This is a genomic window from Streptomyces sudanensis, from assembly GCF_023614315.1.
Lineage (GTDB): Bacteria > Actinomycetota > Actinomycetes > Streptomycetales > Streptomycetaceae > Streptomyces > Streptomyces sudanensis.
This window is the reverse complement of the sequence record NZ_CP095474.1, coordinates 3504860-3527194: the sequence shown is the minus strand read 5'-3', so window position 1 is coordinate 3527194 and position 22335 is coordinate 3504860. Positions and strand designations below refer to the sequence as shown.

Annotated in this window: 22 protein-coding genes, 1 pseudogene and 1 riboswitch; of the genes and pseudogenes, 7 read left to right on the top strand and 16 right to left on the bottom strand. The window is 75.2% G+C overall.

Features of this window, described 5'->3' with window-relative positions; genetic code table 11:
* Positions 1-399: 399 nt before the first annotated feature.
* Genes MW084_RS16405 through MW084_RS16395 form a run of 3 tightly spaced genes read right to left on the bottom strand, consistent with a single transcriptional unit; the run spans position 400 to position 2310 of the window.
* Positions 400-1164, bottom strand: coding sequence for a DUF3710 domain-containing protein (locus tag MW084_RS16405; protein ID WP_010471660.1), 765 nt, complete (start codon positions 1162-1164; stop codon positions 400-402).
* A gap of 1 nt (position 1165) precedes the next feature.
* Positions 1166-1678, bottom strand: coding sequence for a dUTP diphosphatase (gene dut / locus MW084_RS16400; RefSeq protein ID WP_010471662.1), 513 nt, complete (start codon positions 1676-1678; stop codon positions 1166-1168).
* The gene (locus MW084_RS16395; RefSeq protein ID WP_078571800.1) at positions 1678-2310 is read right to left on the bottom strand and encodes a PaaI family thioesterase; all 633 of its coding nucleotides are present in this window, start codon (positions 2308-2310) and stop codon (positions 1678-1680) included. The genes dut and MW084_RS16395 overlap by 1 nt, the downstream gene beginning before the upstream one ends.
* Between MW084_RS16395 and MW084_RS16390 the strand changes: the two genes are divergently transcribed.
* Complete coding sequence (locus MW084_RS16390; RefSeq protein WP_010471665.1) at positions 2309-2791, top strand: DUF3093 domain-containing protein; 483 nt, start codon at positions 2309-2311, stop codon at positions 2789-2791. The genes MW084_RS16395 and MW084_RS16390 overlap by 2 nt on opposite strands.
* A gap of 12 nt (positions 2792-2803) precedes the next feature.
* Here the strand turns inward: MW084_RS16390 and MW084_RS16385 are convergent, their stop codons facing one another.
* The 4 genes from MW084_RS16385 to MW084_RS16370 form a co-directional block, all read right to left on the bottom strand.
* On the bottom strand, positions 2804-3715 hold the full coding sequence (locus MW084_RS16385; RefSeq protein ID WP_010471667.1) for a hypothetical protein: 912 nt from the start codon (positions 3713-3715) through the stop codon (positions 2804-2806).
* Between the two features lie 13 nt (positions 3716-3728).
* On the bottom strand, positions 3729-4025 hold the full coding sequence (locus MW084_RS16380) for a DUF4193 domain-containing protein (protein WP_010471668.1): 297 nt from the start codon (positions 4023-4025) through the stop codon (positions 3729-3731).
* 394 nt (positions 4026-4419) lie between these two features.
* Entirely contained in the window at positions 4420-5658 is a 1239-nt protein-coding gene (locus tag MW084_RS16375) for a sensor histidine kinase (RefSeq protein ID WP_029553578.1), read from the bottom strand.
* A 3-nt stretch (positions 5659-5661) separates the two neighbouring features.
* A complete protein-coding gene (locus MW084_RS16370; RefSeq protein WP_010471670.1) occupies positions 5662-6315 on the bottom strand; it encodes a response regulator transcription factor in 654 nt (217 codons plus the stop codon).
* A gap of 334 nt (positions 6316-6649) precedes the next feature.
* Here MW084_RS16370 and MW084_RS16365 point away from each other — a divergent pair, with 334 nt between their 5' ends.
* Complete coding sequence (locus MW084_RS16365; protein WP_010471671.1) at positions 6650-6823, top strand: hypothetical protein; 174 nt, start codon at positions 6650-6652, stop codon at positions 6821-6823.
* A 69-nt stretch (positions 6824-6892) separates the two neighbouring features.
* Here the strand turns inward: MW084_RS16365 and MW084_RS16360 are convergent, their stop codons facing one another.
* Complete coding sequence (locus MW084_RS16360) at positions 6893-7720, bottom strand: inositol monophosphatase family protein (protein ID WP_010471672.1); 828 nt, start codon at positions 7718-7720, stop codon at positions 6893-6895.
* Between the two features lie 9 nt (positions 7721-7729).
* Positions 7730-8872, bottom strand: coding sequence for a ferrochelatase (locus MW084_RS16355; RefSeq protein WP_010471673.1), 1143 nt, complete (start codon positions 8870-8872; stop codon positions 7730-7732).
* 139 nt (positions 8873-9011) lie between these two features.
* On the opposite strand from MW084_RS16355, the gene MW084_RS16350 reads away from it, so the two are divergent.
* From MW084_RS16350 to sepH, 3 genes are all read left to right on the top strand, one after another.
* Positions 9012-10289, top strand: coding sequence for an MFS transporter (locus tag MW084_RS16350; RefSeq protein ID WP_010471674.1), 1278 nt, complete (start codon positions 9012-9014; stop codon positions 10287-10289).
* Positions 10219-11568: a D-arabinono-1,4-lactone oxidase gene (locus tag MW084_RS16345; RefSeq protein ID WP_010471675.1), complete on the top strand. Its 1350-nt coding sequence runs from the start codon at positions 10219-10221 to the stop codon at positions 11566-11568. The genes MW084_RS16350 and MW084_RS16345 overlap by 71 nt, the downstream gene beginning before the upstream one ends.
* Before the next feature lie 355 nt (positions 11569-11923).
* Positions 11924-12964: a septation protein SepH gene (gene sepH, locus MW084_RS16340; protein ID WP_029553581.1), complete on the top strand. Its 1041-nt coding sequence runs from the start codon at positions 11924-11926 to the stop codon at positions 12962-12964.
* A 151-nt stretch (positions 12965-13115) separates the two neighbouring features.
* Here the strand turns inward: sepH and MW084_RS16335 are convergent, their stop codons facing one another.
* Positions 13116-13979, bottom strand: coding sequence for a sulfurtransferase (locus MW084_RS16335; RefSeq protein WP_010471677.1), 864 nt, complete (start codon positions 13977-13979; stop codon positions 13116-13118).
* 235 nt (positions 13980-14214) lie between these two features.
* Between MW084_RS16335 and MW084_RS16330 the strand changes: the two genes are divergently transcribed.
* Positions 14215-15024: a VOC family protein gene (locus MW084_RS16330; protein WP_039829510.1), complete on the top strand. Its 810-nt coding sequence runs from the start codon at positions 14215-14217 to the stop codon at positions 15022-15024.
* Positions 15025-15139: 115 nt separating this feature from the next.
* Here the strand turns inward: MW084_RS16330 and MW084_RS16325 are convergent, their stop codons facing one another.
* From MW084_RS16325 to MW084_RS16305, 5 genes and pseudogenes are all read right to left on the bottom strand, one after another.
* Positions 15140-15790 carry a thymidine kinase gene (locus MW084_RS16325; protein WP_010471681.1) on the bottom strand — a complete coding sequence of 217 codons (651 nt, stop codon included), beginning with the start codon at positions 15788-15790 and terminating at the stop codon, positions 15140-15142.
* Between the two features lie 67 nt (positions 15791-15857).
* A complete protein-coding gene (locus MW084_RS16320) occupies positions 15858-17063 on the bottom strand; it encodes an alkaline phosphatase family protein (RefSeq protein WP_010471682.1) in 1206 nt (401 codons plus the stop codon).
* A complete protein-coding gene (locus MW084_RS16315; RefSeq protein ID WP_010471684.1) occupies positions 17063-17647 on the bottom strand; it encodes a DUF5998 family protein in 585 nt (194 codons plus the stop codon). The genes MW084_RS16320 and MW084_RS16315 overlap by 1 nt, the downstream gene beginning before the upstream one ends.
* A gap of 57 nt (positions 17648-17704) precedes the next feature.
* A pseudogene (locus tag MW084_RS16310) lies at positions 17705-18664 on the bottom strand (acetate--CoA ligase family protein); the annotation flags it as partial.
* A 1-nt stretch (position 18665) separates the two neighbouring features.
* Positions 18666-20613 (bottom strand): GNAT family N-acetyltransferase (locus tag MW084_RS16305; protein WP_275563650.1); only part of this gene is annotated, 1948 nt, incomplete at its 3' end.
* A gap of 85 nt (positions 20614-20698) precedes the next feature.
* Between MW084_RS16305 and MW084_RS16300 the strand changes: the two genes are divergently transcribed.
* Positions 20699-20980 (top strand): HPr family phosphocarrier protein, encoded by a 282-nt coding sequence (locus tag MW084_RS16300; RefSeq protein ID WP_010471688.1) that lies wholly within the window; start codon positions 20699-20701, stop codon positions 20978-20980.
* A gap of 272 nt (positions 20981-21252) precedes the next feature.
* Here the strand turns inward: MW084_RS16300 and MW084_RS16295 are convergent, their stop codons facing one another.
* Positions 21253-22023: a M23 family metallopeptidase gene (locus MW084_RS16295; protein WP_010471690.1), complete on the bottom strand. Its 771-nt coding sequence runs from the start codon at positions 22021-22023 to the stop codon at positions 21253-21255.
* A 13-nt stretch (positions 22024-22036) separates the two neighbouring features.
* Positions 22037-22200, bottom strand: a riboswitch (cyclic di-AMP (ydaO/yuaA leader).
* Positions 22201-22335: the final 135 nt, after the last annotated feature.

Genomic DNA, 22335 nt, shown 5'->3' with positions numbered 1-22335 from the left:
TAAGAGGTGTTAGGAAGCGTCTGATTTGTATATGGCCGGCGGCCGGGGGCGACTCGGCCGACCGGCTCGCCGGGCGACCGCCGNCCCCCGCGCCGAAGCCCCGGCCTCCTCACCGGAGCCGGGGCGGACGCGCGGGCGCACGAGGAGCGGGACGCGGCCGTTCGACGCCGCCGGCACCCGCCGGGCCGTCCCGCATATACGGGCCGAACGCACAGAACGGCCCGGCGGGCGGGACGGACCGTACGTGCGGGACGGACCGTACGTGCGGGACGGACCGTATATGCGGGGCGGACCGTATATGCGGGGCGGCCCGGCGGGCGGGACGGTCCCGGCCCCCGGGCCTCGGGCGGCACCACCGGGGGTCCCGGAGGCCCCGGCGGCCCGCTCCCCGCGGCGGGATCAGCGGATCTCGGTGATCTCCGGACCGCGCTGGAGCTGCCCCATGTCGCCGGAGAAGCGGGAGCCGGCGGGCTGCTCCTCGGTCTGGGCGCCCTCGGGGACCATCTGCGCGTCGTCCGGGAGCTTCAGGACGATCGGGTCGCGCGGGGCCATCGGGCCCTCGCCGCGGACGACGACCGTGTCCCGGAAGATCTGCTCCAGCAGCCCGGCGGCCTCCGGCTGGACGGCGCCCTGCCCGGAGATGACACCGCGCAGGAACCACCGGGGCCCGTCGACGCCGACGAACCGCACCAGCTGGACGCCGCCCGTGCCGTCCGGCAGCTGCACCGGGACCTGCGCGCGCAGCTCCCAGCCGAGGGGGCCCTCGACCTCGTCGATGACACCGCCCTGCTGGGTGATGCCGGAGGCGATCTCCTCGCGGACCTCGCCCCAGATGCCCTCGTTCTTGGGGGCGGCGAACGCCTGCAGCTGGATCGCGCTGTCCCGCAGGACGACCGTCGCCGCGACGATCGCGTCGCCCGCGACCTCGACCCGCAGCTCCATGCCCTCGACACCGGGGACGAAGAGGCCGCCCAGGTCGACGCGCCCTTCCCCGGGCCTGGACACCTCGGAGACGTCCCACGGGCCGTCCGGCCGGGGCGCCGGCGGGAGGTTCACCCGGCGGGGCTCCTCCTCCGTCTCGTCGGTGTCGACCTCGTCGACGACCTGCTCGGCCTCGCCCGCCGCGTTCTCGGCGGCACTGACCTTCTTGCGACGTCCGAACACGTCACTGTCCTTCCCGGTCGGTTACGACCGCTGCGTATGGATTCCCACCCGTCCAGCCGCCCACGGCGGCGTGCCCGCCCGTGGACCCGAAGCCCCCCTCGCCCCGTGCCGAGCCGGGGAGCTCCGCGACCTCGTGGAAGCGGACCCTCTCGACCTGCTGGACGACCAGTTGGGCGATCCGGTCGAACCGTTCGAACCGGACGCTCTCTCGCGGATCCAGGTTGACCACGATCACCTTGATCTCTCCACGGTACCCGGCGTCGACGGTGCCCGGGGCATTCACCATCCCCACGCCCAGCCGGGCCGCCAGGCCGGAGCGCGGGTGGACGAAGGCGGCGTACCCGTCCGGGAGCGCGATCGACACCCCGGTGGGGAGGACCGCGCGTTCGCCGGGGGCGAGTTCGGCGGCCTCGGTGGTGACGAGGTCGGCGCCGGCGTCGCCGGGGTGCCCGTACGACGGGAGGGGCACCTCGGGGTCCAGGCGGCGGATCAGCACGTCGACGGGGCTGCGCATCAGGGGTTCACCTCGAAGGCGCGGGAGCGCCGGATCAGGTCGGGGTCGGCCATGGCGGCCCGGATCTCCTCGGGGCGCCCGTTGTCCACGAAGTGGTCGACCCCGACCTCGACGAAGAGGGCCTCGGCGCGGACGGCGACGGGCCCTTCCGGCCCGCCTATCCGGCCGGTGGCCGCGGAGTAGATCTTCCGGCCGTCGACGGCGGTGACCTCGGCCTCCAGGTGGAGGACGGCGCCGACAGGCACCGGGAGGAGGAAGTCCGTCTCCAGCCGGCCGGTCACGGCGATCACCCGCAGCAGCCAGTTCAGGGAGCCGAGCGTCTCGTCGAGCGCGGTGGCGAGGACGCCGCCGTGGGCGAGGCCGGGAGCGCCCTGGTGGTCCTCGGTGACGGTGAACACGGCGGTGACGGACACGCCCTCGCCGGCCCTGGCCTCCAGGCGCAGCCCGTGCGGCCGGGCACCGCAGCCGAAGCAGTGCGCGTAGTGGGATCCGAGGGGTGCGCCCGGGGCGGGCGCGTCGGGGTGCCGTGCCGGCGGCCGGGCGCCGGCGGGAGGCGTCAGTGCGGTGCTCACAGCCGCAGACCTTACCCGCGCGGCGGCTCGGCGGTCCCACCGTGCCAAGCTTGGATTCATGCAGCCTTCCGACCGCCCCTCGGCCCCGCAGTACGACGAACGGCTCACCGCCCCCGGCTCGTGGTGGCTGATCGCCGCCCTGCTGGGGCTGTCCGGGGGGCTGGTGCTCCTGCCGCTGGGGGTGGTGCCGATGCTCGGCGGGATCATCGCCGCGGGGGCGGTCGCGGCCGTCGGCGTCAGCTCGTACGGCTCCGCGCGCGTGCGCGTGGTGGCCGGCTCGCTGGTCGCGGGGGACGCGCGGATCCCGGTGGAGGCGCTGGGCGAGCCGGAGGCCCTGGATGCCGAGGAGGCCCGGGCCTGGCGCACCCACAAGGCGGACCCGCGGGCGTTCATGCTGCTGCGCGGCTACGTCCCGCGCGCGGTGCGCGTCGAGGTGACCGACCCGGCCGACCCCACTCCGTACGTGTACCTGTCGACCCGCGACCCCGAGGGGCTGGCGGCGGCGATCCGGCGGGCGCGGGAGGCGGTGGCCGGCCGTTAGCGGCCGGCGGCCCTACCGGCCGAGCTCGTCGGGGCTCTCCGGCTGCTCCAGCGGGGGCAGGTCGGGAAGGGCGTCCCAGGGGACCTGGCGGGCGCGCAGATCGCCGCGCACCTGTTCGGCGAGCTTCTTGGTGTCGCGGCGGTTCATCACGGCGCCGACGGTGGCGCCGACCATGAACGGCAGCAGGTTCGGCAGGTTCCGCACGGTGCGCTTCATGATCCGCTGGCGCAGCTCGCGCCTCATCCGGCCGCCGAGCGCCGCGTTCAGGGTGGTGGGCTTGGTGATGTCGACGCCGCGCTCCTCCGTCCAGGCCGTCAGGTAGGCCATGGAGCGCTCCTTGAGGGTGCCGGGCGGCCGCTGGCCGTAGACCTCGTGGAGTTCGGCGATGAGCTTCAGTTCGATGGCGGCGACGCCGGTGATCTCGGCGGCCAGCTCGGCGGGCATCGCCGGGGGCACCGGCAGCATCGCGGCGGCGCCGACCCCGGCGCCGACCGTGGCGGAGGCCTTCGCGGCGCCCGCGACCAGCCGGTCGGCGAGCTGTTCGGGTCCGAGTCCGGGGAACTGCCTGCGGAGGGTGGCGAGGTCCCGTACGGGAACGCGCGGGGCGCCCTCGATGATCCGGTCGGCCAGGTACGCCAGGCCGGCACGGGCGCCCGTGCCGCCCTTGCGCACGCCGCGCCGTACGAGGTCCACGCCGCGCGACCCGGCCGCGACCAGGGAGCGGCGGGGTCCCGCGCCGTCGTCCGCGGGTTCGAGCGAGGCCGAGGGGCCTCGCCCGTCGTCGTGCGCGTCGGGGGAGGGCAGGTGAGCGGAGGGGTCGGCCGGCAGCCGGCGGGCGTCGTCCGCCTGCTCGGGGCCTCCCTCGGACGCCTCCGGCTTCCCGGGGAAGCGGGGCTTCTTCCTGAACGGGCTTTCTCCTGCCATGGCCGACCGGTCCTCAGTCGCAGTCTCGGCAGATCGGCTGGCCGTTCTTCTCCCGGGCCAGCTGGCTGCGGTGGTGCACGAGGAAGCAGCTCATGCACGTGAACTCGTCCGCCTGCTTCGGCAGGACGCGGACGGCCAGCTCCTCGTTGGAGAGGTCGGCCCCCGGCAGCTCCAGGCCCTCCGCGGCCTCGAACTCGTCGACGTCGACCGCGGAGGTCGACTTGTCGTTCCGCCGGGCCTTCAGCTCCTCGAGGCTGTCCTGGTCGACGTCGTCGTCGGTCTTGCGTGGGGTGTCGTAGTCCGTAGCCATGTCACTCTCCCCCTCTGGGTGTTTGCGGTGTCTCCAGCGCACGTAACGCGTGAGAGGCCGGACTTGTGCCCGACCTGAGGCGGAGATTTTGCCTCACATCAAGGTCTGTTACTCAATCGACACCCAACCGGACCCCTCAGGAGGGGGCGGCTTTGGGTGGCGAACGGGACCGTACACGGTCGGGACCGCGCGCCTCACCGGCACCACCCCGTGTACTTCCCGTGACCCCACTCGGGGAAAACCCGGACTTTTCCCGGCTTTCCGGGTCCAAATCCCATCACATCGGGTGAGCAACCGGAAGGAAGCTCCTGTGATCGATCACACAGCGCACCAGGCCGGTACGCCACGTGAAATTCCGCGTACAGCGAACATCAGAGGTGCGCCGAGCGGTGGGTCACCGCGGCAGGACGACGCGCATGACGAGCCCGCCGCCCTCGCGGGGCACCGCCGTGATCCGCCCGCCGTGGGCCCACGCCACCGACCGCGCGATCGACAGGCCGAGCCCGACGCCCCGGTCGCTGCCCGTCCGCTCTTCGCGCAGCCGCCGGAAGGGCTCGAAGAGGTTGTCGATCTCGTACGCCGGGACGACCGGCCCGGTGTTCGACACCACCAGCACCGCCTGGCCGCCCTCCACGGCCGTGGTGACCTCCACCCAGCCGTCCTGGGGGACGTTGTAGCGGACGGCGTTCTGCACGAGGTTCAGGGCGATGCGCTCCAGGAGCACGCCGTTGCCCTGGACGACGGCCGGGACGCGCTCGCCGCGGATCTCCACGCCCTTCGCCTCGGCCTCCCCGCGCACCTGGTCCATGGCGCGGGACGCGACCTCGGCGATGTCGACGGGCTTGCGCTCCACGATCTGGTTCTCGCTGCGGGCCAGCAGCAGCAGCCCCTCCACGAGCTGCTCGCTGCGCTCGTTGGTGGCCAGCAGGGCCTTGCCGAGCTCCCGCATCTCCACCGGGGCGGCCGGGTCGGAGAGGTGCACCTCCAGGAGGGTGCGGTTGATCGCCAGCGGGGTGCGCAGCTCGTGGGAGGCGTTGGCGACGAACCTCTGCTGGGCGGTGAAGGCCCGCTCCAGCCGGTCCAGCATCTCGTCGAAGGTGTCCGCCAGCTCCTTCAGCTCGTCGTCCGGCCCGGCCAGCTTGATGCGGCGGTTCAGGTCCGAGCCGGCCACCTGGCGGGCGGTGCGGGTGATCCGGCCCAGCGGGGACAGCACCCGGCCCGCCATGGCGTAGCCGAAGGCGAACGCGATGACGCTCAGGCCCAGCAGGGCGAAGAGCGAGCGCCGCAGCAGGTCGTCCAGGGCGAGGTCGCGCTGGTGCTGGAGGCAGGCGGCCATGGCGTCGTTGAACTGGTCGGGCGTCACCCCCTCCACGGGCAGCCGGCACCAGTCGAAGTTCGGTTCGACCTCGCCCTTCAGCAGCCTGAAGGGCAGGTCGTCGGTGCTGATGTACAGGGCCTGCCGGGTGAGCAGGTAGATGATCGACAGGAGCAGGACCCCGGCGATCAGGAACATGCCGCCGTAGAGCAGGGTGAGCCGTATGCGGATCGTCGGCCGCAGCAGGGGGCGGGCCGGGATCCGGGGGTCCCAGGTCGGCTTGGGGGGTGCCTCGCGCGGCACGGGTGCTCCCGCCACGGGTCAGATCCGGTAGCCGGATCCGGGCACGGTGATGATGACCGGTGGCTCGCCGAGCTTGCGGCGGAGGGTCATGACCGTGACGCGGACGACGTTGGTGAAGGGGTCGGTGTTCTCGTCCCACGCCTTCTCCAGGAGCTGCTCGGCGGAGACGACGGCGCCCTCGCTGCGCATGAGCACCTCCAGCACGGCGAACTCCTTGGGGGCGAGCTGGACCTCCCGGCCGTCGCGGAACACCTCCCGCCGGTTGGGGTCGAGCCTGATCCCGGCCCGCTCCAGGACCGGCGGCAGCGGCACGGTCGTCCGCCGGCCCAGCGCGCGGACGCGGGCGGTCAGCTCGCTGAACGCGAACGGCTTGGGGAGGTAGTCGTCGGCACCCAGCTCCAGGCCCTCGACGCGGTCGCTGACGTCGCCGGACGCGGTGAGCATCAGCACCCGGGTCGGCACGCCCAGTTCGACGATCCTGCGGCAGACGTCGTCCCCGTGGACGAGGGGCAGGTCGCGGTCGAGGACGACGACGTCGTAGTCGTTGACGTCGACGCGCTCCAGAGCGGCGGCCCCGTCGTAGACGACGTCGACGGCCATGGCCTCCCGGCGCAGTCCGGTGGCCACCGCATCGGCGAGCAGCTGCTCGTCCTCGACGACGAGTACGCGCACGGCGCTGTTTCCTTCCTCCGAGCCCGGATCCGGGCGGATCCCGGACACCGGCGGAACTGCCGGCGCCCCGGCCATCCTGCCCCTTACACGCGTAAACCGGCTGTAAGGCGGCCGGTGCCCGGTTCCTCGGGAGGGTCCCGGCCGACCGGATTCGGGACAGGTGCGGGTTTCGAGGTTTCCCCGGTGCCCCCTCCGGGGAGGACGACTGCACACCGGGATCACGCTTCGCATGTGGCACGCCATGGGCCGCTTCCGTCCCCAGAGGCACTCCGCGTGGTCCGCAACCCACCCTCGGCACACCCCGTGCCGCCGACCCACGACGAGGGGGCGCATCATGGACGCTTTCACCGCGGGACTGCTGCAGCGCATAAGGGCGGCGGAGACCGACCTGACGCGGGCGCGGGAGACCGGGGACGACTTCCTGGCCGACGTCGAGCAGGCGGAGCTGGACGACCTGCGCCGCCTGGCGGCGGAGCACGGCGTGGAGGTCTCCGCCGTCCCCGCCTGACGACCCGGCCGCGAAGGCCCCCGGGGTGCGCCCCGGGGGCCTTCGCGTACGGGGCGGGGCGGGGCCCCGTCAGTCGTGCCAGGCGCCGAAGTCCTCCAGGAGGGCCTGCAGCGGCTCGAAGACACCCGGCGGGGCCGCCACCGTGAGGTCGTCGGTGGCGGGCCCGCCGGGGCGTCCGCCGGTCAGGGCGCCCGCCTCACGTGCGATGAGCAGCCCCGCCGCCCGGTCCCAGGGGCGCAGGCCCCGCTCGTAGTAGCCGTCCAGCCGGCCGGCCGCCACGTCGGCCAAGTCGACGGCGGCCGATCCGCCGCGGCGGATGTCGCGTACCAGGGGCAGCAGCCGGCGGGCCACCTCCGCCTGGTGGGCGCGGACCGTCGTGACGTAGTTGAACCCGGTCGCCACCAGGGCCCGGTCCAGGGGCGGGGCCGGCCGGCAGCTCAGCCGCCGCTCCCCCAGGTGGGCGCCCCGGCCGCGTACGGCCCGGAACGTCTCCCCCCGCATGGGCACCTCCACGACGCCGACGAGCGCTTCGCCGTCCCGTTCGGCGGCGACGGACACCGCCCACGTCGGCAGGCCGTACAGGTAGTTCACCGTGCCGTCCAGCGGATCGACGACCCAGCGGATGCCGCTGGTGCCCTCCGCGGCGCCGCCCTCCTCGCCGAGCAGGCCGTCGTGCGGCCGGCGCTCGGCGAGGAGGCCGGTGATCAGCTTCTCGGCGGCTATGTCCATCTCGGTGACCACGTCGACGGGGCTCGACTTGGTCGCGGCGACGTCCAGGTCGGCCGGGCGGCCGTCGCGCAGCAGGGCGCCCGCGCGGCGCGCGGCCTCCAGGGCGACGGACAGGAGCTCGTCCAGCGGCGGCTCGCCGTCCGGCTCGGGCGGCAGCGGATCGGTCACGGCGCCTCCTCAGGCGTACGGGCTGTCGGCACCGGCCGCGGCGGGCCGCTGCGCGCGGGCGGGGCAGCAGCCGGCGGGGCACAGGTCGTGCGAGGGGCCCAGCGCGCCGAGGGCGCAGCGCTCGACGGGGCCGCCGCGCTCGGCGGCGGCCCGCTCCAGGAGCAGGTCCCGGACGGCGGCGGCGAAGCGCGGGTCGGCGCCCACGGTGGCCGAGCGGCGTACGGGCAGGCCCAGGTCGGCGGCCTTCGCGGTGGCCTCCGTGTCGAGGTCGTACAGGACCTCCATGTGGTCGGAGACGAAGCCGACGGGCACCATGACGACGGCCGGGGCGCCCGCCGCGTGCAGCTCCTCCAGGTGGTCGCAGATGTCCGGTTCCAGCCACGGGACGTGCGGGGCGCCGCTGCGGGACTGGTACACCAGCCGCCAGGGGTGGTCGGTGCCGGTGCGCTCCCGCACGGCCTCGGCGATGAGGCGGGCCGCGTCGAGGTGCTGCCTGACGTACGCGCCGCCGTCGCCGTGGCCCTCGGCCGGGCCGGAGGTGTCGGCGGCGGAGGTGGGGATGGAGTGCGTGGTGAAGGCGAGGTGGGCGCCGGGGCGCACCGCCTCGTCCAGTTCGTCGAGCGAGCGCAGGACGCCCTCGACCACGGGCTCGACGAAGCCGGGGTGGTTGAAGTAGTGCCGCAGCTTGTCGACCTTCGGCAGGGGCAGGCCCTCGGCCTCCAGCGCGGCGAGCGCGTCGGCGAGGTTCTCGCGGTACTGCCGGCAGCCGGAGTACGAGGCGTAGGCGCTGGTGGCGAGGACGGCGATCCGGCGCCGTCCGTCGCGGACCATCTCGCGGAGCGTGTCCGTCAGGTACGGCGTCCAGTTGCGGTTGCCCCAGTGGACCGGGATGTCGAGCCCGGCGGCGGCGAAGTCCTCGCGGAGCGCGGCGAGCAGCTCCCGGCACTGCTCGTTGATGGGGCTGACCCCTCCGAACAGGAAGTAGTGCCGTCCGACCTCCTCCAGGCGCTCCCTGGGGATGCCCCGCCCCCGCGTCACGTTCTCCAGGAACGGGACCACGTCCTCCGGTCCCTCCGGGCCGCCGAAGGAGAGCAGCAGCAGGGCGTCGTACGGAGCCGGGTCACACTGGTGGGACACACGCTGATCGGACATGGCCCCGATCCTGCCACCCGGCACCGATGGCGGGGAAACCGCCGTGCGGGCCCCTCCGTTCGACCGTAATCTGTCAAGACCGTCCGCACGCCTTACCCCGCCGGCCGTCCCCGCCGGCNGCNNCNCCCCGGAGCGCCCCTTGCCCAGTCCCTACCGTGCGATCTTCGCCGCCCCCGGCACCCTGGGGTTCTCCGCCGCCGGCCTCGTCGGCCGGATGCCGCTCGCCATGACGGGCGTGGGCATCCTGACGATGATCACCGAGCTGTCGGGCCGGTACGGGCTCGCGGGCCTGCTGACCGGCACGCTGGCGCTGTCCGCGGCGGTCCTGGGCCCGCAGGTGTCCCGGCTGGTCGACCGGTACGGGCAGCGCCGCGTGCTGCGCCCGGCGACGCTGGTGTCCGTGGCGGCCGCCGGGGCGCTGGTGCTCTGCGCGCAGTGGGGGCTGCCGGACTGGACGCTCTTCGCGTGCACCCTCGCCGCGGGCTGCGTGCCGAGCGTCGGCGCGATGACCCGTGCGCGGTGGGCGGAGATCTACCGCGGCCGGCCGCAGGAACTGCACACGGCGTACTCCCTGGAGTCCATCGTCGACGAGCTGTGCTTCATCCTGGGGCCGCCCCTCTCGATCGGCCTGTCGACGCTCTGGTTCCCGGCGGCGGGACTGGTGCTGTCCGGGGTGTTCCTGCTGGTCGGCGTGGGGTGGCTGACCGCGCAGCGGGCCACGGAACCGGTGCCCCACCCGCCGGAGAGGCACGAGGGGAGGCGGGCGAGCGCGCTGCGCTCCCCGGGCCTGCGGGTGCTGGCGGTGGCGTTCGTCGCGACGGGTGCGATCTTCGGCGCGGTCGACGTGGTGACGGTGGCGTTCGCCGAGGAGCAGGGCCGCAAGACGGCGTCGAGCCTGGCGCTGGCGGTGTACGCGGGCGGTTCGTGCCTGGCGGGCGCCGTGTTCGGGATGCTGCGGCTGAAGGGCTCCCCCGCCCGCCGCTGGGTCGTGGGGGTGCTCGCGATGGCCGTGAGCACGATCCCCCTCCAGTTCGTCGGGAGCCTCCCGTGGCTGGCCGTGGCGCTCTTCGTCGCGGGCCTGGCCATCGCGCCGACGATGGTGACCACCATGGCCCTGGTGGAGGCGCACGTGCCGCGCGGCCAGCTCACCGAGGGCATGACCTGGACGGGCACCGGCCTCGCGGTCGGCGTGGCGCTCGGTACGTCGGTCTCGGGAGGGGTGGTCGCCGCGCACGGGGCGGAGGCGGGATACGCGGTCCCGGGGGTGGCGGGAGTGGCGGCGGCCGTGGTGGCATTCCTGGGATACCACCGGCTGAACCGGCCGGTCCCGACGCGGGAGGGGCGGCGTGAGCGACAGGACCCTGAGCAGTCCGGGCAGGCGGAGGGGCCGCAGCAGGGCGGCCGGCACCTGGCGTAACTGGGCGGGGAACGTCTCCGTCCGGCCCGCGCGGGAGGCGCGCCCGGCGTCCGTGGAGGAGCTGGCGGAGGCGGTGCGGGGCGCCGCCGCCGAGGGCCTGCGGGTCAAGGCGGTGGGGGCGGGCCACTCGTTCACGGCGGTGGCCGCGACGGACGGGGTCCTGATCCGTCCCGACCTGCTCACCGGGATCCGGCGGATCGACCGCGCCGCGATGACCGCGACCGTGGAGGCGGGTACGCGGCTGAAGCACCTGAACGCGGCGCTGGCCCGGGAGGGCCTGTCCCTCGCCAACATGGGCGACGTCATGGAGCAGACGGTCGCGGGCGCGATCAGCACCGGGACGCACGGGACGGGGCGGGACTCCGCCTCGATCGCGGCCCAGGTCCGGGAGCTGGAGCTGGTGACGGCGGACGGGCGGGTGACGACGTGTTCCGGGCGGAAGTCCCCGGAGGTCTTCGCCGCCGCCCGAATCGGCCTGGGGGCGCTGGGCGTCGTCTCGGCGGTCACCTTCGCGGTGGAGCCGCTGTTCCTGCTCACCGCGCGCGAGGAGCCGATGGGCTTCGACCGGGTGACGGCCGAGTTCGAGCGGCTGCACGCGGAGAACGAGCACTTCGAGTTCTACTGGTTCCCCCACACCGGCAACTGCGTCACCAAGCGGAACAACCGCAGCCAGGGCCCCGCGGCCCCGCTGGGCCCGGTGCGCGGCTGGTTCGAGGACGAGTTCCTGTCCAACGGCGTGTTCCAGGCGGCCAACTCGTTCGGGCGGATCCTGCCCGCGGCCGTCCCCGCGATCGCACGGATCTCCAGCCGGGCGCTGTCGGCGCGGACGTACACGGACATCCCATACCGGGTCTTCACCAGTCCGCGCCGGGTGCGGTTCACGGAGATGGAGTACGCCCTGCCGCGGGAGGCCGCGGTGGACGCCCTGCGGGAGCTGAAGGCGATGGTGGACCGCTCACCGCTGCGGGTGAGCTTCCCGGTGGAGGTCCGCACGGCGCCGGCCGACGACATCGCCCTGTCGACGGCGTCGGGCCGGGACACGGCGTACATCGCGGTGCACGTCTACCGGGGCACCCCCTGCCGGGCGTACTTCACGGCGGCGGAGCGGATCATGACGGCGCACGGGGGCCGCCCGCACTGGGGCAAGCTGCACACGCGCGACGCGGCGTACCTGTCGGAGGCGTACCCCCGGTTCGGGGAGTTCACGGCGGTGCGCGACCGGCTGGATCCCGACCGTCTCTTCGGCAACCCCTACCTGCGGCGGGTGCTGGGCGACTGACGGCCCGCGCGGTGCCCCGCGACGGGACCCCGGCCAGGTCGGCGGGGAACCCGGCGGCGCGCCCCTCCACCGCCATGGCCCGGATGGAGTACTGTGACGAACCCTGGGCACCGGTCTCTCACGGGTGCCCGGGATCAACGGGAGGGGCCGGAAATGGCACTCGATCCGGCGGCGCCGCCCTACCGCACGGGGGCCCGCGACGGAGTGTGACGACCAGTCACGCCGAGTCGTGGAGTACGTTACCGTGCCATGACGGCGTTCCAGGGCCCAGGCCCGACACGCCGGTCAACTCGGCAAGGTTGTGGCAGGCTGCACCCGGGCAGGCCACACTCGACTAGCGGAAGCAGCGACGCACGTGACGTCGGCAGGCACCACCCGGGAGGTCCCCATGCCCGAACTGCGTGTCGTGGCCGTCTCCAACGACGGCACACGACTGGTGCTGAAGGCTGCGGACAACACGGAATACACGCTTCCGATCGACGAGCGGCTGCGCGCCGCCGTCCGCAACGACCGCCCGCGCCTCGGCCAGATCGAGATCGAGGTGGAGAGCCACCTGCGGCCACGGGACATCCAGGCGCGCATACGGGCCGGCGCCTCCGCCGAGGAGGTCGCACAGCTCGCGGGCATCTCCGTCGAACGGGTCCGCCGTTTCGAGGGGCCCGTCCTGGCGGAGCGCGCCTTCATGGCGGAGCGGGCCCGGAAGACCCCCGTGCGGCGCCCCGGCGAGAGCGCGGGCCCCCAGCTCGGCGAGGCGGTCCAGGAGCGGCTGCTGCTGCGCGGCGCCGAGAAGGACAGCGCGGCGTGGGACTCCTGGCGCCGTGACGACGGCACGTGGGAGGTGCTGCTCGTCTACCGGGTCGCCGGCGAGGTCCACACGGCGAGCTGGACGTACGACCCGCCGCGGCGGCTCGTCCAGGCCGTGGACGCGGAGGCCCGCGCGCTGATCGGCGAGGCCGACGACTCCATGGCCGTCCCGGAGCCGAGCTTCCCGTTCGTCCCGCGCATCGCGCGGCTGCCGCGCGAGCGGCCCGCGCCGAGCCCCGAGCCCGCGGAGGAGCCCGAGCGGGACTCGCTGACCAGCCTCCTGGAGGCGGTGCCCAGCTTCCGCGGCGACATGGTGGTGCCCGACCGGCCCGCCGGGACGGACGGCGCCCCGGCGGCCGAGTCCGACGGCGAGCCGGAGGCCGAGGAGCCGCCGGCCCCCGCCGCGTCGGCCGGCGCCGGCTCGGCGTACGCGGACGTGCTGATGCCCCGCTCGGTGAGCGGCCACCGCGACCGGCTGGTCGGCACGACGGACCGCCAGGCGGAGGCCGACGGCGTCCGCCCGGGCCGCCGGGCGGCGGTCCCGAGCTGGGACGAGATCGTCTTCGGCACGCGCCGCAAGAAGCAGGAGTAGCGCCGGTCCCGGACGGCCCCGGGCCCGGCCGCACGGCCCCGGCCGGAGTGCCCGGCCGGGCTCCGGGACCGGGGCTTCGTATCGGTGGTCCGCTTCGAGGAGCGCACGCGCCTCCCCCGGTGGGCGGCGGTCCCGGACGCGCGGTTCCCGGTCAGCCCCGCTCGGGCCCGGTGGCCACCGGACGGGACGGGTCCCGGACCCATTCCGACCAGGAGCCGACGTACAGCGCCGCCCGGACGCCCGCCGCCTCCAGGGCCAGCACCTCGTGGGCCGCCGAGACGCCCGAGCCGCAGTAGACGCCCACCGCGGGCGCGTCCAGCGCGCCCAGTTCCCCGAACCGCGCCTTCAGCGCCTCCGGCGGCAGGAAGCGGCCGTCCCCGGCGGCGTTCTCCGTCGTCGGGGCCGACACGGCGCCCGGGATGTGCCCGGCGACCGGGTCGATCGGCTCCACCTCGCCCCGGTACCGCTCCCCCGCCCGCGCGTCCAGCAGCAGTCCGGTGCGGGCCAGCTCCGCCGCCCCGTCGGCGTCCAGCAGCGGCATCCCGCCCGGCACGGGGACGAAGTCACCCGGTGCCGGCTCCGGCACGGCCGTCGACAGCTCCCCCCGCCACGCGGGAAGTCCGCCGTCCAGGACCCGCACGTCGGTGTGGCCCGCCCAGCGCAGCAGCCACCAGGCCCGCGCCGCCGCCCAGCCGGAGCCGCCGTCGTACACGACCACCCGCGACCCGGCGGACACCCCGGCCGCGCGCATCGCCGCGCCGAACACGTCGAGGTCCGGCAGCGGGTGGCGGCCGCCCGCACCGGGCGGGCCGGCCAGTTCGGCGTCGAGGTCCACGTACACGGCACCGGGGATGTGCCCCGCCTCGTACGCGGGGCGCCCGGGCGGGCCGCCCAGCTGGTAGCGGACGTCCAGCAGGACGGGGCCGGGCCCGCCGGGTGCCGGGGACGCCGTCTCGGCCGCGAGGTCGGCGGCGGAGACCAGGGGGTGCGAGTCGGTGCTTGCGTCATGCTTCATACGTGCCATCCTCGCGCAGATACGGCTCCCGCCGGGAGGAGTGGCGGCGCAAAGCGAGGATGGGAGCCGGATTTTCGGGCATCCTCCTGCCGGATCGCGCCAAACCACGGCGCGCCCGGGGCACACCGCCCGGCACCCGGTGCCAGCATCTGACGGGGCGTCGAACAGGTGCGCCGGAACAGTCCGTGCCCGGTCCCCCGCACGGCCACGACGATGGTCCGAGGAGAGTGTGACGATGACCGAGGCGGCTCGGCGCGAACCGGGTGCACCCTGCTGGGTGAGTCTGATGGTGCAGGGTCTTGACGCGGCGAAGGAGTTCTACGGAGAGCTGTTCGGCTGGGAGTTCCGGCCCGGCCCGTCGGAGTTCGGCCCGTGCGTGCGGGCGCTGCTCGACGGCCGGGAGGTCGCGGGGATCGGCCGGCGGCCCGCCGACCGCGGCCTGCCGGGTGCCTGGACGGCGTACCTGGCCTCCGACGACGCCGACCGCACCGCCGAGTCGGTCCGGTGCAGCGGCGGGACGGTCGCCGTGGGACCGCTGGACACCGGCGACGCCGGACGGCTCGCGATCTGCTCCGACCCGTGCGGCGCGACCTTCGGGGTGTGGCAGGCGGCCGGCTTCCGGGGCTGCGCGGTGCCGGGGGCTCCGGGCGTGCCGGGCGTGCCGGGCGTGCCGGGCGTGCCGGGCGTGCCGGTGTGGAACGAACTGCTGACGTACGAGTCCGAGCAGGCCGTGAAGTTCTACCGGACGGTCTTCGGCTACGAGCCCGGCCCGCAGGCCCTCGACGGCCGGGACCGCGTGGTCCTCGCCGTCGGGGACAGGCCCACGGTGTCGGTGCGGGGGGTCGGCGCCGCCCTGCCGCGCGACCGGGGCGCCCACTGGACGACCTGGTTCGAGGTGGCCGACGCGGACGCCTCCGTACGGCGGGTCGAGGAGCTCGGCGGACGGCTGCTGCACCCGCCGGAGGACGGGGCGGAGGGGCGGAGGGCGACGGTGGCGGACCCGGAGGGCGCCGTCTTCACGGTCCTGCGGCCGACCCGGAGCTGACCGGCGGCGCGGTGGCGGTCCCGGCGGCCCGGGGCGGGCCGGCGGCGGACGCCGGGCCCCCTGGGCCGTACCTCCGGCCGGCGGCGCGGTGGGCGGGGCCGTGCGGGCCCGGCGGTCAGGCGGGGGTGACCGGCAGCACGTCGGGGGAGAGCACGCCCGCCCGGGCGGAGGCGGCGGTCACCCGGCGGAGGTGGTGGCGGCGGCACAGGACCTCGTAACCGACCTCCCCCGCCGGGCGGTCGACGTCGCCGACGACCACCTGGGCGCCCTCGACCACCATCTCCCCGCCCACCGTGCGGGCGTTGTGCGTCGCCCTGGCGCCGCACCAGCACAGGGCCTCCACCTGGAGGGTCTCGATCCGGTCGGCCAGCTCGATCAACCGCTGCGAACCGGGGAAGAGCCTGGTGCGGAAGTCGGTGGTGATGCCGAAGGCGAAGACGTCGAGCCCGAGGTCGTCCACGACGCGCGCCAGCTGGTCGATCTGCTCCGGTGCGAGGAACTGCGCCTCGTCCACGATCACGTAGTCGGCCTTTCCGCCCGTGGACAGGCGGTCGACCAGGTACCCGTAGACGTCCATGTCCCCGGTGGCCTCGACCGCCTCCGTGACCAGACCGAGCCGCGAGGACAGCCTCCCCTTCCCGGCCCGGTCGTCCCGCGTGAAGATGACCCCCTGGAGCCCCCGGGCCGAGCGGTTGTGCTCGATCTGGAGCGCCAGGGTGCTCTTTCCGCAGTCCATGGTTCCGGAGAAGAACACCAGTTCGGGCATGGGAAGGTGACGACCTTTCGGGTCGGCGGTGCGGGGCGGGAACGGCGGCGTGGAGCGGGACCGTGTCCTACGTGCGGACTTCCAGCAGCGGGACGAGCTGTTCGGCCGCGGTCATCGAGCCGTGCATCCCCGTCATGGCCGACTCGTGCGGCTCGGCGAGGGACGCCGTCAGGGCCACGTCGTCGTGGGCAGCGGCGACCACGTCGCCGATCCGGCCGAGGACCCGCTCGTCGACGCGCGGGCCGAACCAGCCCGCCTCGATCGCCTCCTCGCGCCCCGCGACCCAGAAGCGGTCGCCGAGCACCTCGCGCCAGCAGGCCAGCACGTCGTTCCCGGCGCCCGGCACGGCGTACACGTGGCGGGCGCGGCCCTCGCCGCCCAGCAGGGCGACGCCGGCGCGCAGCTCCCAGTCCTCGTCGACGTCGATGCGGGACTCCTCGTCGAACGGGATGTCCACCATGCCGTGGTCCGCCGTGACGTACAGCGCGGAGCGCGCCGGGAGCTGCTCGGCGAGGCGCCGGACGAGCCGGTCGGCGCGCATCAGCTCGCCGCGCCAGTCGTCGGAGTCCACGCCGAAGCGGTGGCCCGCGCCGTCGACCTCGCTGTAGTACGTGTAGACGAGCGCGCGGTCGGCTCCGGCGAGTTGGCGGGCGGCGAGGTCCATGCGGTCCTCGCCGGAGAGCCGCCCGTGGAACGTGCCGCCGCTGAGCGCGACCTTCGTGAGCGGGGTGTCCTGGAAGGCGGGGGACGACACCTGGGCGGTGTGGACGCCCGCGGCGTCGGCCAGCCGGAAGACCGTCGGGTACGGCTGCCAGACGTGCGGGGGGGTCCAGGGGCGCCAGCGCAGCTGGTTCATCAGCTCGCCCGTGTCCGGGTCGCGCACCGCGTACCCGGTGAGGCCGTGGCCGCCGGGCGGCAGCCCCGTGCCGACCGAGGCGAGGGAGGTCGCGGTCGTGGCGGGGAAGCCGGCCGTGAGGGGGCGGCCCGTGCCGCCGCGCGAGGAGTCCAGGAGCGAGGTGAGGAACGGGGCCTCCGCGGGATGCGCCCTGACCTGCTCCCAGCCGAGCCCGTCGATCAGGAAGACGCAGACCCGGTCGGCCGGCGTCAGCTCGGCGATGCGGGGTTCGAAGCCCGGCACGCCCAGCCCCGCCGCCAGCGTCGGCAGCAGGTCGGCGAGGGAACCGGAGCCGTACTCCGGGACGGGGGCGGTGTCGAGGGGCAGCGGCACCGGCTCGTCGGGCCAGGCGGAGGCCGTGGTCGTCGGCTGGGCCATCAGAGCGCGGCCACCGTGGCCTCGGACAGGGCCTGGGCGAAGTGGAGGGCCTGACGGACCGTCTCCGGGCCGTCGCCCGCCTCGCTGACCCGCAGGCTCAGGTCGTCGGCGGTGGAGTTGCCCGTGTAGCCGTGGTCGGCGTCGCAGTTCGGGTCGCCGCAGGCGGCGGGCTCCAGGTCGATCCGGGAGACCGCGCCCCAGCCGACCGTGAGGACGATCTCGCGGGGAAGCGTGCCGGGCTGGTACGACTCGGGGTTCGCGACGACGCGGCTGACGACGACCGACGAGATCCGGCCGAGCTTCACGGACTCGGTGGACGTGGTGGCGTACGGCGTCGGGGAGGTCGTGTCGGCGCTCTGCTCGTCGGTGTGGCTGACGATGAAGCGCGTCGCGGTGAGCACGAGGACGGTGACGTGGCGCCGGACCTCGTTGGCGTCGAACGTGGTCTCCTGGTGGACGAGGTACGACACGATCGGCTCGCCGCCGACGGCGGCCTCCACCGCCTCGGCCACGAGGGCCGGGTAGTAGCCGCTGCGCTCGATCGCCGCGCGCAGCTCCTGGGTCGTCGTACCGGTCTTCGCCATGGACTCCATCCTACGGTGCGCCCGGAACGCCGGTGACGGGCGTGCGGGCCGCCCCGTTCAGTAGCTGGGCAGGCGGCGGGGGCCGAGGTCGGTGCGGGCGGGCGGCGGGGCGAGCCGGACGGCCGCGCCGAGGACCGCGAGGCCGCGCGGGGCGACGACGACCGGCTCCAGCGCGACGGAGACGACCTCCGGATGGTCGTCGACCAGGCGCGACACGCGCAGCAGCAGTTCCTCCAGGGCGGCCGTGTCGACGGGTGCGGAGCCCCGCCAGCCGAACAGGAGGGGGGCGGTCCTGAGGGAGCGGATCTGCTGGGCGACGTCGCGTTCGGTGGCCGGAACGAGACGGTGGGCCATGTCGCCGAGCAGCTCGGACGGGGCCCCGGCGAGGCCGAAGGACAGGACGGCGCCGACCGCCGGGTCGATCGCGGCGCGGACGACGGTGTCCACCCCGCGCGGTGCCATGGCCTGGACGACCGGCCGGAGTTCGGCCGGGCCGCCGAGCGCCTCGGTGAGTTCGGCGTACGCGGTGCGCAGCTGCTCCTCGGTGGCCAGGTCCAGCCGGACGCCGCCGAGGTCGGGGCGGTGGCGCAGGTGCGGCGCGGTGGTCTTGAGGGCGACCGGGTAGCCGAGGCGGGCGGCGGCGCGGGCGGCGGTGTCGGAGTCGGGCGCGGGCAGGGCGGGCCGTACGGCGATTCCGTAGTGGCCGAGGAGGTCGTGGACGGCGCCCGGGGCGAGGACGGTGTCGTGCTCCCCCGGGCCGGCCGTGTCGAGGAGCCTTCGGATCAGGGCGGCGGCCCCGCTCTCGTCGATGTCCTCGTACTCGGGCACCCGGCCCGGCTCGGCGGCCTCGCGGCGCCACTCGGCGTACTTGACGGCCTCGGACAGCGCCCGCACGGCCCGTTCGGCGGCGGGGTAGGCGGGGATGCCGCCGTCGGCGGGAAGGCCGGCGCCGGGGAGGCCGGCGGCGGAGGGCCGGGCGGCCTCCCCGGCTCCGGCCGGGCGGGGGCGGCGGGCCCTNCGTGCCCCGTCCGGTCCGCCCCGCCCGGCCGGAGTGCGGGGCCGACAGGTCCCGGCGGGTCCCGGCGCTCCGGGCCGGTACCGGTGGCGGCCGCCAGGGCGTCCGCGAGGGCGCCCAGCTCGACGTGGACGACCACGACCGGCTTCGCCGGGGCGGCGGCGCGGGCCTCCCGCAGGGCGCCGGCCAGCGCCGCGCCCCCGCCGGCCGGTCCCGCCGCTCCCTGCCGGGGGACCCACGGGATGGCGGTGACGACCACCGCGTCGCACGCGTCGTCGTGCAGGGCCCCGGTGAGCGCGGCCCGGAAGTCGTCGGGGGTGGCGGCGGTCGTCAGGTCGCGGGGCGGCAGTGGCCGCAGGCCCTCGGTGAGGCAGGCGTCGTAGGCGAGGAGGCCCAGCGACTCGGAGTTGCCGAGGATCGCGACGCGCGGCCCGCGGGGCAGGGGCTGCCCGGCGAGCAGCAGGCCCACGTCGACGAGTTCGGTGACCGTGTCGACGCGGATGACCCCGGCCTGGCGGAGCAGCGCGGACACCGTCGTGTGCGGGACGCGGGTGGTGGGCACCGCGTGCCCGGGGGGCGCGCTGCCGCTGTGCCGGGCGCCCTTGACGACGACGACCGGTTTGACGGCGGCGGTGCGGCGGGCGAGCCGGGTGAACTTCCTCGGGTTGCCGATCGACTCCAGGTACAGCAGGGCCACGTCGGTGCCGGGGTCCTCGTACCAGTACTGGAGGATGTCGTTGCCGGAGACGTCGGCCCGGTTGCCCGCCGAGACGAACGACGACACGCCCGCGCCGCGCCGGTGGAGCCCGGACAGGAGGGCGATGCCGATCGCGCCGGACTGGGTGAACAGGCCGATCCGCCCGGTGGCGGGCAGGTGCGGGGCGAGGGAGGCGTTGAGCCGCACGTCCCCGGCGGTGTTGATCACGCCGAAGGCGTTGGGGCCGATGACGCGCATCCCGTACGAGCGGGCCTGCCGCACCAGTGCCCGCTGGCGCTCCCGTCCGGCCGGGCCGCTCTCGGCGTAGTCGGTGGACAGGACGACGAGCCCGCGCACGCCGTGCTCGCCGCAGTCCGCGACCGCGTCCGGGACGTGCTCGGCGGACACCGCGACGACGGCCAGGTCGACGGGCTCGCCGATGTCGCCGACGGAGCGGTGGGCGGGGACTCCGTCCAGGGTGGCCCCTCCCCGGGGCAGGGCGCGGTTCACGGCGTACAGGCGGCCGGTGAACCCGGCCCCGGCGAGGTTCCGCAGGACGGTGCGGCCGACGCCGCCCGGCGTGCGGCCCGCGCCGACGACGGCGACGGAGCCGGGGGCGAGGAGCCGCTGCACCGACCGGGCTTCGGCGCGCTGCTCGCGGGCGCGCTGGACGGCGAGGGAGCGGTCGGTGGGCTCCAGGTCGAGGTGGAGGCGGACGGCGCCGTCCTCGAAGCTGCGCTTCTGGGTGTAGCCGGCGTCCGTGAACACCTTGATCATCCTGGTGTTGGCGGGCAGCACCTCCGCGGCGAACCGCCTGATGCCGCGCTCGCGGGCGACGGCGGCGATGTGCTCCAGCAGGGCGGAGGCGACGCCGCGGCCCTGGTGGGCGTCCTGGACGAGGAAGGTGACCTCGGCCTCGTCGGCGGGGGCGGAGGCGGGGCGGCCCTCGGCGTCGATCCGGTCGTAGCGGACCGTCGCGATGAACTCGCCGCCGACCGTCGCGGCCAGGCCCACCCGGTCCACGTAGTCGTGGTGGGTGAAATGGTGCACGTCCTTGGCGGAGAGCCGGGGATAAGGGGCGAAGAACCGGTAGTACTTCGACTCGTCCGAGACCTGCTCGTAGAAGCTGACCAGGCGCTCGGCGTCGTCCGCGGCGATCGGCCTGATCCGCGCGGTGCCGCCGTCGCGCAGCACCACGTCGGCTTCCCAGTGGTCGGGGTACGCGTGCGCCGACTGATCGGACGGGTTCGGCATGGATCAAGGGTACGGCGCCGTCCCGGCGCGCCGCCGGACGTGAGGGTCCGGTCCGGAAAACCACTGTCACCTGAAGGGCAACACCATGGCTGAGCGCCGCGTCAACGTCGGTTGGGCCGAGGGCCTGCACGCCCGACCCGCTTCCATCCTCGTCCGTGCCGCCACGGCCTCCGGCGTCCCCGTGAGGGTCGCCAGGGCCGGCGGCGCCCCGGTCAGCGCCGCGTCGGTGCTCGCGGTGCTCGGCCTGGGCGCGCGGGGCGGCGAGGAGATCGTCATCTCCTCCGAGGCCGAGGACGCGGACGCGGCGCTGGACCGGCTGGCGAAACTGGTCGCCGAGGGCCTCGAAGAGCTTCCCGAGACGGTCTGACCGCACCGGCGGCCCGGCCGGCCCCGGCGCGGCCCCCGGCGGCCGGTGGTCGGCGGCCCCCGGNGCCCGCGGGCCCGTGCCGTCCGGGATTCCGGGCCCGGCACCAAAGCCGCCGCCCGCCCCTCCGGGCCCGGCGTCGTCCGCGTCCCCCCGGGCTCCGCGGCCGTCCCGCGCGGCGCGCTCCCGGCCGGAGGGCCGGCGGCCCGGAGCGACGCGAAAGGACCCCGCCGGCTGGGCGGGGTCCTTTCGCGGAGCGGGGCGGGGCCGGGCGGTCAGACGTTGACGCCGCGGGCCCGGAGGTAGGAGACCGGGTCGATGTCGGAGCCGTACTCGCCGGAGGTGCGGGCCTCGAAGTGCAGGTGGGGGCCCGTGGAGTTGCCGGTGGAGCCGGAGAGGCCGATCTGCTGGCCCGGCTCGACCTCCTGGCCGACCGCGACGGAGACCGAGGCGAGGTGGGCGTACTGCGTGTAGGTGCCGTCGTGCATCCGGATCACCACGTTGTTGCCGTACGCGCCGCCCCAGCCGGCCTCGACGACCGTGCCGCGGCCCACGGAGACGACGGAGACGCCGTACGGGGCGTGGAAGTCGACGCCCGAGTGGCTGCCGGAGGACCACAGCGCGCCGCCCGCCCCGTAGGCGGTGGAGACGTACGAGCCGGCCACCGGGAGCTGGAACGAGTCGAGGCGCTTGCGCTCGGCCTCGCGGTCGGCGCGCTCCTGGGCCTCGCGGGCGGCCTGGACGCGGATCTCGGCCTGCCGCTCGGCAGCCGCCTCGGCCTCGGCCTGGCGCTCGGCGACCTCGGCGGCCAGCTCCTGGGCGACGGCCTGGTCCTCGACCTCGTCGGCCAGCTCGTAGCGGGTGATGGCCTGGTTGAGGCCGGTGTCCTCGAGGGAGGCGTGCTCCGCGTCGGCGGCGAACGCCGGGGAGGCGAGGGTTCCGATGACACCGGAGGTGGCGAGCGCGGCGGCGCCGGCGGCCTGGGCGCTCCTGCGGCTCATGCGGCTCGGAGCGCGGTGCTTCCCGGTGGAACGGGTGAACGCCATGAAGTGGACGTGTCCTTTCCTTCCCTCTCGCCTACCGGGTTAGCTGACGGGTTCGGAGCAGGAAGGTCTCCTACGGGCCCCTCCGCGCGGTGGCGAAGGCGTCCGATTCACCCCAGGGGGACGTGGGTCCCCGGCTCCCCAGGCTCGCGCCTGACGGGGATTCGGCGATTGCTGCCCGGTGCCGCGGGTGCGGCGGGTACAGGGGGCGGACAGCGGCTAAGACGCTAAGCGGCCGATCTTTCGATCACCAAGCGAACACGGCTTTTTGTAGCGCACGCCACAGAGCAGAAACCCAGCCTCTCCAATAAAACG

Excerpts from the sequence above, each read along its gene's own strand:
- dut (WP_010471662.1), bottom strand. The coding sequence starts at position 1,678 with ATGCGCAGCCCCGTCGACGTGCTGATCCGCCGCCTGGACCCCGAGGTG.
- MW084_RS16390 (WP_010471665.1), top strand. The coding sequence starts at position 2,309 with ATGCAGCCTTCCGACCGCCCCTCGGCCCCGCAGTACGACGAACGGCTC.
- MW084_RS16395 (WP_078571800.1), bottom strand. The coding sequence starts at position 2,310 with ATGAATCCAAGCTTGGCACGGTGGGACCGCCGAGCCGCCGCGCGGGTA.
- MW084_RS16385 (WP_010471667.1), bottom strand. The coding sequence starts at position 3,715 with ATGGCAGGAGAAAGCCCGTTCAGGAAGAAGCCCCGCTTCCCCGGGAAG.
- MW084_RS16380 (WP_010471668.1), bottom strand. The coding sequence starts at position 4,025 with ATGGCTACGGACTACGACACCCCACGCAAGACCGACGACGACGTCGAC.
- MW084_RS16365 (WP_010471671.1), top strand. The coding sequence starts at position 6,650 with ATGGACGCTTTCACCGCGGGACTGCTGCAGCGCATAAGGGCGGCGGAG.
- MW084_RS16355 (WP_010471673.1), bottom strand. The coding sequence starts at position 8,872 with ATGTCCGATCAGCGTGTGTCCCACCAGTGTGACCCGGCTCCGTACGAC.
- MW084_RS16335 (WP_010471677.1), bottom strand. The coding sequence starts at position 13,979 with ATGAAGCATGACGCAAGCACCGACTCGCACCCCCTGGTCTCCGCCGCC.
- MW084_RS16330 (WP_039829510.1), top strand. The coding sequence starts at position 14,215 with ATGACCGAGGCGGCTCGGCGCGAACCGGGTGCACCCTGCTGGGTGAGT.
- MW084_RS16325 (WP_010471681.1), bottom strand. The coding sequence starts at position 15,790 with ATGCCCGAACTGGTGTTCTTCTCCGGAACCATGGACTGCGGAAAGAGC.
- MW084_RS16320 (WP_010471682.1), bottom strand. The coding sequence starts at position 17,063 with ATGGCCCAGCCGACGACCACGGCCTCCGCCTGGCCCGACGAGCCGGTG.
- MW084_RS16315 (WP_010471684.1), bottom strand. The coding sequence starts at position 17,647 with ATGGCGAAGACCGGTACGACGACCCAGGAGCTGCGCGCGGCGATCGAG.
- MW084_RS16300 (WP_010471688.1), top strand. The coding sequence starts at position 20,699 with ATGGCTGAGCGCCGCGTCAACGTCGGTTGGGCCGAGGGCCTGCACGCC.
- MW084_RS16295 (WP_010471690.1), bottom strand. The coding sequence starts at position 22,023 with ATGGCGTTCACCCGTTCCACCGGGAAGCACCGCGCTCCGAGCCGCATG.